Consider the following 11,109-nt stretch of genomic DNA (forward strand, 5'->3'; position numbering starts at 1 on the left):
TGTCACATATTCATTCCTTTTATGCTTGTTATTGTCTTCAGCGAGCATATTGGTATAGATTTCAGACCTTTATCGTCCTCTGTAAGCCAAAAGCTGCTACTTCCCGTATCCGTCTACACCGGATGCGGGTTTTTGGCATGATCTGTGGTCTTTTTGATAGAAGGAAATATCAGTATGTAAAGCGAATTGGACGAGAAACACATTTTAACAAAGCCTGCCGGAACATGCTTGTGAATCCTGATGCTGATCCATTATAAAATAATGAACAGTTGAAATATTGGTGACACTCATGATGTCACTTATTCGTTGTTACAATAGAAATATTACTACGACATCACTTTCCGGCGGCGCAGATCGAAACGGAGTGGCTGACATGAACAGAACAAATCGGCTTGCTGCCATCGTAATGGCATTACAGCATGGTCACGAAACGGCACACTCATTAGGCGAGAAATTTGAGGTTTCCCGTCGCACGATTCTTCGGGATATTCAGTCCCTCTCCGAGATGAATGTGCCCATTATTGCCATTTCCGGTCCGGGAGGCGGTTTCAGACTTATGGAGGGTTACGTATTACCCCCATTACAGCTGGACCCGGTAGAAGCAGCGACGCTCATATTCGCTCTTGAAGGTCTAAGTCGCTACGCGGATACACCCTTTCATGAGAAACGCTGGACCCTGATGAACAAAGTTAAGGCCATCATTCCGGATGATATCATGTCGCGAATTGATCCCATGCTCAAACAGCTGCATCATCATATTCCAGACCGCAATTACATTCTTCCTCATCTGGACGCACTGCTGGCATGCATACCCGAACACGGGTGGCTTAGTGTGTTATATCGCTCCGCAACACGTCAGCGGTGGTTGCATATCTGTCCCTCACGGGTATATGCTTCCTCCGGCTTCTGGTACTGTGAAGCATATTCGATCGAACATGGTGAACAGCGTCTATTCCGGGTTGACCAAATTATCGATGTCAAGGCGATCGAACCTCAGGATGCACTGGTGTTTCACGAACAGGCGGAGCAACAGCAGAGCAAGCCGATCCCTCCAGAACAGCCGCCAACACTAGTTAAGGCACAACTGAGTTACCGGGGAATGATTGAAGCTGAACAAGACGAGCATATTGGTGAAAAGATGATTGAAATTGCCCCGGACCTCTGGGAATTATCATTCCTTTGTCCACCAGGGGAATGGGACTGGGCCGTACGATTCTTTTACCGATTGGGACGTGAAGCCGAAGTGATTGAACCCCTCCAACTTCGCAGTGAGATTCGTCAGCATGCCGAGGAAGTGAGCCGGAGATACCTTGCTTCAACCAAGTCGTAGCTTGACTACACACAAAAAGGAGCCTACTGATATCATGACATATGAAGCCGTTATAACGTACGAACAAGCAGTACAGCGTATCCAGTCTATAGGGCTGCTGCCTCTGGCACCACTATTTGCCGATTATCCTTCGCTGTCATCGCTAACCCCCAAAGAACATTGGCACAAGGATGATGAACTCGATCCCTGGTTATGGCGTTCACGCCTGGCTGAAGAGGGCATTGCTGCATATGGAAAATTTGTTAAAAAGAAAGCGCTTCTTGTCTCATCTGAGTACTTCCCTTGGGTACACCGACTGCTTGCCGACTCCAAAACCATCAAGGAACAGTATGAAGCGGGTCTGCTCTCCCGTGAAGCGTTCAAACTCCATGCCTTAGTTGCAGAACAGGAAGGCATCGATGGACGTGCCTTGCGATCACAAGCTGATTTCGGGGCAAAAGAGGACAAAAAAACATTTGACCGTGGACTTCTGGACCTTCAGGGCTGTGCAGCCATTGTGATCAGTGGAACCAAAGAAAAAGAGGGACTCGCCGAAGGCAAAGTCGCATGGAACAGCTCCGCATATGAGACCGCAGATCACTGGATGCAGCGTCATGGCATTAAGCCATTCGAAGGCAGCGTAGAAGAGGCGCGTGAACTGTTGGCTGCGCAACTACAGCAACATGCTTCACCCGCCGCATTATCAAGCATCTTCAAAGCACTTGGCATCCGTGCAATCTAAATAAAGCCAATCCCGGTTGTAGTGCAAATTTCAACCGGAATTGGCTGTGGTTCACCCTATAATGCATCGTAGACGATAAACAACATCCAGCCAGAATGAATTTAGAGAATCACGCCATCCTTGAATATGGCAATCTCCCGGAATCCATGCTGCTCACTGAGTGTATGTGACCGTCCTGAAGCAATGTCAATCAGCTGGCCGAACAGCTGTACTTTGACCTCATCCATCGTCTGCCCCTCCAACAACTGGCCTGCGTTGAAGTCAATCCAGTGTTTTTTGCGATTAGCCAGATCGGATTGGGTCGCAATCTTGACGGTAGGTACCGGACCTCCGAAGGGAGTCCCCCGCCCTGTTGTGAAGAGCACAATATGTGCACCCGCTGCAGACAGTGCCGTTACAGATACCAGGTCATTACCCGGTGCTTCTACAATGTTCAGACCGGTTTGAGTTACACGTTTGCCATAGCGTAGAACGTCAACTACGGAAGAACGTCCTCCCTTTTGCGTACATCCAAGTGACTTTTCCTCCAGCGTTGTGATGCCACCAGCCTTATTACCAGGGGAAGGATTCTCATAGATGTTCTGGCCATGGTTCACAAAATATTGCTTGAAACCGTTCACAAGGTCCACCAAATCATGAAATACCTGCTCATTGGCAGCCCGGTTCATTAAGATTGTCTCCGCACCAAACATCTCCGGAACTTCCGTCAGAATAGCCGTACCCCCGGCAGCAACCAGCATATCAGCAACTGCACCGACCAGCGGATTGGCTGTAATGCCAGATAAACCATCGGAACCGCCACACTTCAAACCAATTTTGAGTTTGCTGAGCGGAAGCGGCTGCCGTTGTTCATGTTCAGCGATCTCCACAAGTTCTTCCATCAGTCGAAGCCCTTCCTCAAGCTCGTCATCCGTTTCCTGTGCTTTGAGAAACCGTACTTTGCCGCGGTATTCCGGAGCAATACACTCACGGAATTCATCGACCTGATTGTTCTCACAGCCCAGACCGATGACAAGCACGCCTCCTGCGTTCGGATGCTCCACCAAGGAAGCCAGCAACTGTTGTGTATACTTCAGATCATCACCAAGCTGTGAACACCCGAATGGATGCGGAAAGTGAAATACACCATCTACCCGGCTTCCAAACTGGGACTGCCCCATACGTGCCAATGCTTCACACACTTTATTGATACATCCAACCGTATTCACAATCCAGATCTCATTACGGATACCTGCTTCACCATTGGGACGTAAATATCCATCGAATGAGCGCAGATGTTCCGGTGGCATGTCCGTCTGAACCTGGGCCCCCGGTTGGTATTCATATTCAAGCAATCCGTGCAGCCCCGTCTTCAGGTTGTGACTATGAATCCAGCTTCCCTGCTCAATCTGCTCTTGGGCAATGCCGATGGAGAAACCATACTTCATTACATCATCACCTGGGGCCAGCGTATGCACAGCAATCTTATGCCCCTTCGGCACGTCATCGAGTAGTGTAAAGGAAACACCGTCTGACAGGGTAATACATTCTCCTTTGGCATAATCCCGAAGCGCTATAATAACATCATCCTGCGGTTGAATGGCAATCCAGTCATTGATTGTACTTGTTGTGTTCATTTCCCTTCACCTTCCAACAATCCGATTTCACGAACAAGTGCTGCACGCAGCCCTTCTCTTGCATCCAGATTTTCGCCCCAGATCAGGGTATCCGACAACACAGCCGCTACTCGGTTATCCAGTTGGTTCTGATTCCTGTTATGCGTGTCATAACCTTCCCAGTGTGCGGCCAAAGCAGCGAGGACATCCGGGTCATCCCGCAGCAGAATATCTTCCCCATTCAGTCGTTGTGCCTTGTAACCTTCTGGCGTATTTACCGGACGATAGAGACACAATAATCCAGCAAACCCTTGAATTAAACGTTCTGGCCATCTTCCGTGATTTTGCTCGTAAGACAAAAGTGTAGGCAACACACGAACCTTGAATTTACCAATCGTATTCAAAGCAATATCTTGCAATTTGTGATCAATATACGGGTTAAGGAACCGTTCGAGCACTTCTTCCGCATACTGGTCCAGCTGATAATCGGGCATATCCAGAGCAGGGACGATCTCCTGATGCACCGCTTCCCTGATCCATGTGCCAAAATGTGGATCTTCCATCGTTTCTCTCACATGTTGCTTGCCTTGTAGAATGCCGAGGGATGACATTAAGGTATGTGCCCCATTCAAAATACGAACCTTGCGTACCTGAAAAGGCTTCAGATCTTTCACCCAATGTACATTGAGTCCTGCCTGTTTGAGTGGAAGTTTTTTGTCCAATGATTCATCACCCTGAATGGCCCAAAAATGATATGGCTCTGCCGTATTAATCAACTGGTCCTCATAACCCCAACGATTCGTCAGGGAATCGGCTTCCTCCTGGGTCGGCGCACCTGTGACAATTCGGTCTACCAGATTGTTCAAGAAGTGATTATGGTTCTCGATCCATGAACGGAAGCCATCCGAATACCCATAATCCTCACTATGACGGAGGACACAACTGCGCAGCACATCCCCATTGCCTTCAAGCAGCTCACATGGCAGATGAATCAAACCTCTGGATGGATCACCATCAAATTTCAAATATCGCTGATGCAGAAAAACCGTTAATTTCCCCGGAAATGATTGTACGGGTTCACCCTCGATATAGTCCGCATACGTATATTTCAATCCTGATTCGGTTGTATTGGAAATAACGAACTCAAGTGAAGGCAGTTCCGCCAAGTTCAGAAAGGCATCCCATTCCTCATACGGATTGATACACTGTGAGAAAATGGAGATCAACTCTGTCCGCTCAACCGGCTTTCCTTGAGACAGCCCTCGCGTAATCATCGTGTATAACCCGTCCTGATCACGAATCTGCTCCAGCTTGGCCTTGCCTCCCGGTCGTGGTTGCGTAACAGCTACACTTCCATGGAATTTGCCTTGTCTGGCACTCTCATGAAGCATCCAGTCTGCAAATCCCCGCAAGAAATTACCTTCTCCAATCTGCAAAACCTTCACGGGACGCTCCATAATCTCCTTGCACTTGCGCTGACCATCGCTCCCCAGTAAATTCAGCTTCAATCTTGGCCGTTTTGTGCTTGCCGACATGGACACTCACCTCATCGATTATTTGTACTGTCGGAATGCAGCTCATAGGCTCTGCATCCTTTTATTGTAAACGCTTTAAATTCATTGTATCATCAATAAAAGGAAATTAAATTGCTTTTATTGCGGTAAATATACTCTCTAATGACCAGGCTTAACATCTCGTTGAAGACGATCGTCTGGAAAGGAGTCTTTATGGAACGTTCACCTGTTCGTACGACTATTCAGGCAGAATCCGGTATTCCATTCCGCCTGGTGTACAGCGACACCAAATCCCCTCAGAACGAATTGCCAGATCATCTTCACGACTGGCATGAAATTATCTATGTATATCGAGGACAGGGAAGCATCTTTATTGATACTGGACTTGAGAATATGCAAGAAGGAGATCTGTTCATCATTCCTGGCAGCACGGTTCATCGAGCCTTGCCGGATGCAGGCAATCCTGTCACATCTTCCGCATTGTTCTTCAGCCCGGGATTGCTGGCATCCACCGCCGGAGGTGCTGCTTCTTCTTTGCTAAGCCTGTTTGAACGTTGTCGTAAACAACGCGTGTATAAGAGGCATCTGAACACAGAGGAGCAATCACAGGTGGCCTCCCTTATTGATGATATTCAGACCGAATTCCAGCTCGGTCATCATCTAAGCGCACATGCGGCCCTGTTAAGGCTGCAACTGTTGCTTATTTTTCTGGAACGTCTGGAAGCTGCAGGACCTGCGAATCCGGGTAAATCCGCTCCGGGTCCCTCATGGCTCTCTTCTACGATCTCTCATATTGACGATAACCTTCGGAATGGCCTGTCCCTCCCTGAACTGGCACAGTACGCCTCTGTATCCCCTGCCCATTTCAGTCGTGCATTTAAACGATACACGGGTATGACTCTAACGGATTATGCATTAGCGCGAAGGGTCATTATGGCGAAAGAGCATCTGGTACAAGGTGATGAGACGATGGCAGCCGTTGCCGATGCTTGCGGGTTCGACAGCCTGCCCCACTTTTACCGTCAATTCAAAAAATTAACCGGCACAACGCCCGCAGCTTATCGCAGAACCATGAACAGTTCTCGTTAAAATAGAACCAGACTGGACGTAGGTTCCTGGGTCTAATCATATATATCCACATATTCTTCCATATGGAAGATGTGGTATGATAATCTGGATTATTACTTGTCGGAAACATTGCATTCCGTTGTCAGAGGAGCTTAGCATTCCATGTTAAACGAATTGAATCGCAGGAATATTGGCATCTTCGCCCATGTGGATGCGGGGAAAACAACTACCACCGAGCATATGTTATTTGAGAGTGGTGTCGTCCGCAGTCCGGGACGTGTAGATGACGGAACAACAGCCACAGACTCCCTGGACATTGAGAAAGAACGTGGCATATCCGTTCAGGCAGCCATGACCTCTCTGATCTGGAAGAACACCATCATTGACCTCATTGATACGCCTGGTCACATTGATTTTAGCTCCGAAGTAGAGCGAACGCTACGGGTAATGGATGGCGCTATTCTCATTCTGTCGGCAGTAGAAGGAATTCAGTCCCAGAGTGAAGCCATCTGGCATGCCCTTCGTTCACTTCGCATCCCAACCATCATCTATATTAATAAAATGGATCGGATTGGCGCATCTGCCCCAGCGGTAATGGAGCAGATTCGTTCCACCCTGTCCCCTTTCGCATGCGAAATCCAAACATGCCATATCCATGAAGGTTCATTTCATGGCATCGACTCCCTCTGGAACCCGAATCAAGATTCTCTGTCAGATGGCACACCTTCCATTCCAGGTCTGGTCGAGATACTTGCCGAGCTGGACGAAGAGGTCATGGAAGCCTACATTCAGGAGACTCCGTTATCGCAAAAGGATCTGAATGAAGCATTCCTGCGGTATGTGCATCAGGGTGAGATGTTCCCTGTGTGTTATGGCGCTTCCGGCAAAGGAATTGGCGTCACGGCATTGCTGGACGCGGTCCTTGCATTTCTGCCTGCACCTGCACAACCAGTGGACTCTCCCGTATCCGGTGTTGTGTTCAAAATTGAACGTGATCGCACGATGGGACGCACGGCTTACGTCCGTATGTATGGTGGCAGCTTACACAATCGGGATACCATCCATAATTCGACGCGGGAGCTTGAAGAGAAAGTGACGCAGATTCGCCGCATGGATGGACGGAAATGGGCGGATACCGGTGCCGTTCACGCGGGGCAGATTGCTATGCTGTACGGACTGAGTGACACACATGTGGGTGACATTATCGGCAATCCTGAGGGTGTACCTCCTCTTCCACAGATGGCTGTACCTTTGCTGACCGTACAAGTACATGGCAAGGACCCGGCACGTTACCCCGATCTTGTCGCAGCATTGCAAGAATTGACGGATGAAGACCCCTTACTCGACCTGCAATGGTTACCGGAGGAACGAGAACTGCATCTCAAGGTCATGGGAACCATTCAGCTTGAGATTTTATCCAGCCTGTTGCTGAGTCGTTTCGGATTGGATGTCGTGTTTGATCCGCCATCCGTCATCTATAAGGAGACACCCCGTACAGCCGGAGAAGGTTACATCGCCTATACGATGCCTAAGCCCTGCTGGGCCATCCTCCGCTTCAAGATTGAACCTTTGCCTCGCGGAAGCGGTCTGGTATATTCCTCAACCGTAAGGACAGATGATCTGCTGCTACGTTATCAGAATGAAGTTGAACGACGAATTCCGGAAGCCTTGTCTCAAGGTATGCTCGGTTGGGAAGTAACTGATCTGCGTATCACGCTGGTTGAAGGGGAACATCATGTCTGGCATACGCATCCGCTGGATTTTGTCGTAGCCACGCCTATGGGAATCATGGATGGATTGTCGAGAACAGGTACCACGTTACTGGAACCCCTTCTTCAGTTCCGGCTGACGGTCCCGGAAGAATACGGCGGTAAGGCCCTTAGTGATCTGGTACATATGCGGGCAACCTTCGAAGCCCCCGTCATTGGTAGCGGACGTTGTATTATTGAAGGAGTTATGCCTCTTGCCACCTCAATGGATTATCCGGTGAAACTGCGTTCCGAGACAAGCGGCCGCGGGGTGCTTACGACTTCGTTTGCCGGATACCAAGATTGTCCTGCGGATGTGAATCATGCTCGCAAACGCAGAGGAGTTGACCCGCTGGATCAGTCGAAATATATTTTAAGTGTACGAAACGCGATTACATCATAAATGGAGTTGAACCTGTGCTTATAAAATTTCTTATCTTTGGGCTTCTATGGCGGATTGTAGGTAATCCGTTCATTGCCATCCTTATTTTACTCGTTATACTGTATTTTCTGGATCGTCGTTACGTTGGGGTGTTCCCAAGCTTCACGAAACCTCTCAAGCGTATGCGTAACATCTCCCGGCTTCGGCAGCAGCTTGCCATGAGTCCCAATGAAGTTTCTTCCAAGCTGGAACTGGCTCGTCTGTTAATTGAACGCAAGCGGTATAGTGAGGCACATGCCTTATTGCTTGAACTGGAGCGCCCATACGAACAATCGGCTGAGTACTGGGAGGCATTGGGGACAACTGAGCTTCATTTGGGCAACATCGAAAAAGGCGAACGTCATATTTTGCAAGCCCTTGAGATCAACCCCAGAGTCAAGTACGGACGCCCGTACCTAACCCTTGCTGGAGCCTTCAAAGATACGCATGAAGACAAAGCGCTGGATTATGTGCATCAGTTTCAGGAGATTCATTCCTCTTCCAGTGAAGCTTATTATCTGCTCGGCACGGTTCATCGTTCCCTCGGACGCAATGCTGATGCGAAACAGGCTTACGAGCAATCGTTGGACGTGTATCGTTCGTTGCCCAAATACAAAAAACGTCAGGAGCGCCGCTGGGCTGTGCGCAGTTGGTTCCGCAAACGTGGCTTGTAATGCGTAATGTCATCCGTTATACGCTGTAATCTTCATATATCACTCTTCTAACCAATAAAAGTGCACTGATCTCTGCCCTCGTATGAGCAGAAACAGTGCACTTTATTCTTAACAACAACATTAATATACCAATATCTCACGCAGTCGTTCTTCATGAAGAGACATCCAGTCAATCCGCTGTTTGAGCTTCACAATCTGATCCACAGCCACTTCCGGCTCATCTGTACCCTCAAACATCCGGCTGATGAAATGCATGACCACATCCAGACTGCGCAGCAGAATTAATCGAGGTATAGCTAACAACTCTTCCCGTTCCAGGCTGACATGTTCCCGAAATCCCCTGATCAGTCCCTCTTGTGCCTGCCACATCCATTCTTCACTCTTGTCCATGGTAAGGAGGTCGGACATCGGAACAGCCAGCTCCATTATCCGCAAATCCCATGTCGCAAATTCAAAATCCAAAATGGCACAGATTTCACCATCCTGCTGATCTGCCAATACATTCGAGGCATTCATGTCCCCATGAACCAATTGATGAGGCAGATGTTCCATTCCCCGCAGAGCTTCAAACAGATCTGGCAGCGCATCTCTCAGTTGCTTCAACTCATTTGCACATGCGGCCAATTGCTCCGGCGGCGATGTGCATAACTGTAATAATCGTTCTGGTGAACAGAGCGGATACGCATCCTGAATTTGATAGTACGGTGGGTATACAGGTTCAATTGTTATATCCAACGTAGCCATAACAGAAGACAGGGCCCCCGCTGCTTTACCGAGCCCTATCAATTGATCTGGTGTATGCCAGATAGGATTGACGCCTTCCCTATAATGAAACAGAGTCACGATTTTGGTATGACCTGTGAGGGGTTCTTTTACAGGAAGGAATGTACCTGCCTCACCAGATAACCGCCTTACAGGTGAAGGTGTATCAAGCTTAAAGTTCGAACGTTGGAGGGCTTCCAGCACCTCGTGTTCAAAGGTGATTTTCATCGGATCATTATGTGTTTCATATTGTCTCATGACGTAATTAGTCCCGTCTACATGGAGCATGTAAGTAGAATTATTCATCCCACCCTTTCCACGCTCGCCTTTCCAATCCGATGTGAAACCGTATAAGGCCAACACTTCGGATATACGCTGCTGCTCTGAAGGATGGAGGGAACCGGAATCGATGTTTTGCACCAAAAATTAACCCCTTTATCTCACAAAATGGAACTGTCTTCTATTTATCTTAAATGAAGTCCATCGCTTGGTCTAGTTCTGTTCCAAAGTGATCAAGAGAACGGATAATATCCCGTTCGATTAAGCTGCTCCGCAATGACACGATACCCTCTTGCATTAGGATGCACTCTGTCCCAGAACAACAGTTCACGCTCACGACCTTCGAACCTGTCATAGACCTGAGCACACGCATAGTTGCCTGATCCCGCTCCATTCAGAAAAGAATTATATTGGCGCACCCAGTACGCAGCTTCCGTCGCTTGTGGATACGGGTTGTACAATCCGATGGATCGGACCATATACTCACTGTTTCCCTTTAACTGCCGAATGTGCCGCATGATCTGGGATACATTACTGCGGGTTTCTCCGAGCACCTGTGTCATTTTGCTGGCATTTGGAATGCCGTTACTTGCTTTAAACGTACGAATCAGATCATTCCCGCCAATGGATATGGTAATGATATTCGCTTCACGGAGTGATTGCCGCACTCGGGGATGCGAAGAGATCATCTGCAACATTTCCCCCGACGTCAGTCCATTCACGCCCATATTTTCCATGGATACAAACGTACGAACATTCATTTCTGCCATTCGCCGATATAAAGGAACAAAGCCGGTGCCCAGCAACGCTCCTGTACCTACCGTTAATGAATCGCCTATAGCCACATATCGATATACCATCCCGTCGCCCCTCTCTGCTGTGATTTCTCTGAACCATAATGAACTGCTCTATATCTTATGATGAGTGGCAAGACAAGGCGCGGGATGGTGTCCTTAGGCATGCACCTTTCTTTTGCATAAAACTATATTTCTTCTCT

General features: G+C 48.4%; 9 protein-coding genes. 5 read left to right on the forward strand and 4 right to left on the reverse strand.

Annotated features, from left to right (window positions below; translation table 11 throughout):
* Positions 1 to 373: 373 nt before the first annotated feature.
* Both NSQ38_RS25110 and NSQ38_RS25115 read left to right on the forward strand, forming a co-directional pair.
* Positions 374 to 1,330, forward strand: coding sequence for a WYL domain-containing protein (locus tag NSQ38_RS25110; RefSeq protein ID WP_339784619.1), 957 nt, complete (start codon positions 374 to 376; stop codon positions 1,328 to 1,330).
* A 34-nt stretch (positions 1,331 to 1,364) separates the two neighbouring features.
* Positions 1,365 to 2,051, forward strand: a complete 687-nt coding sequence (locus NSQ38_RS25115; RefSeq protein WP_338593768.1) for a hypothetical protein — start codon at positions 1,365 to 1,367, stop codon at positions 2,049 to 2,051.
* 101 nt (positions 2,052 to 2,152) lie between these two features.
* On the opposite strand, the gene NSQ38_RS25120 is transcribed toward NSQ38_RS25115, so the two are convergent.
* Both NSQ38_RS25120 and NSQ38_RS25125 read right to left on the reverse strand, forming a co-directional pair.
* Positions 2,153 to 3,667: an altronate dehydratase family protein gene (locus NSQ38_RS25120; protein ID WP_339784621.1), complete on the reverse strand. Its 1,515-nt coding sequence runs from the start codon at positions 3,665 to 3,667 to the stop codon at positions 2,153 to 2,155.
* Positions 3,664 to 5,181 (reverse strand): tagaturonate reductase, encoded by a 1,518-nt coding sequence (locus NSQ38_RS25125; RefSeq protein WP_339784624.1) that lies wholly within the window; start codon positions 5,179 to 5,181, stop codon positions 3,664 to 3,666. The genes NSQ38_RS25120 and NSQ38_RS25125 overlap by 4 nt, the downstream gene beginning before the upstream one ends.
* Positions 5,182 to 5,373: 192 nt before the next feature.
* Between NSQ38_RS25125 and NSQ38_RS25130 the strand changes: the two genes are divergently transcribed.
* The 3 genes from NSQ38_RS25130 to NSQ38_RS25140 all read left to right on the forward strand — a co-directional run bounded on the left by NSQ38_RS25130 (position 5,374) and on the right by NSQ38_RS25140 (position 9,071).
* On the forward strand, positions 5,374 to 6,249 hold the full coding sequence (locus NSQ38_RS25130) for an AraC family transcriptional regulator (RefSeq protein ID WP_339784627.1): 876 nt from the start codon (positions 5,374 to 5,376) through the stop codon (positions 6,247 to 6,249).
* A gap of 141 nt (positions 6,250 to 6,390) precedes the next feature.
* Positions 6,391 to 8,379: a translation factor GTPase family protein gene (locus NSQ38_RS25135; protein ID WP_339784630.1), complete on the forward strand. Its 1,989-nt coding sequence runs from the start codon at positions 6,391 to 6,393 to the stop codon at positions 8,377 to 8,379.
* 14 nt (positions 8,380 to 8,393) lie between these two features.
* Positions 8,394 to 9,071 carry a tetratricopeptide repeat protein gene (locus tag NSQ38_RS25140; RefSeq protein WP_339784633.1) on the forward strand — a complete coding sequence of 226 codons (678 nt, stop codon included), beginning with the start codon at positions 8,394 to 8,396 and terminating at the stop codon, positions 9,069 to 9,071.
* A 120-nt stretch (positions 9,072 to 9,191) separates the two neighbouring features.
* Here NSQ38_RS25140 and NSQ38_RS25145 read toward each other — a convergent pair whose 3' ends face one another.
* Positions 9,192 to 10,253 (reverse strand): phosphotransferase, encoded by a 1,062-nt coding sequence (locus NSQ38_RS25145; protein ID WP_339784635.1) that lies wholly within the window; start codon positions 10,251 to 10,253, stop codon positions 9,192 to 9,194.
* Between the two features lie 92 nt (positions 10,254 to 10,345).
* Positions 10,346 to 10,972 (reverse strand): GDSL-type esterase/lipase family protein, encoded by a 627-nt coding sequence (locus NSQ38_RS25150; RefSeq protein ID WP_338593759.1) that lies wholly within the window; start codon positions 10,970 to 10,972, stop codon positions 10,346 to 10,348.
* Positions 10,973 to 11,109 lie beyond the last annotated feature (137 nt).

Source organism: Paenibacillus sp. FSL R7-0313 (assembly GCF_037969885.1).
Taxonomy (GTDB): Bacteria; Bacillota; Bacilli; order Paenibacillales; family Paenibacillaceae; genus Paenibacillus.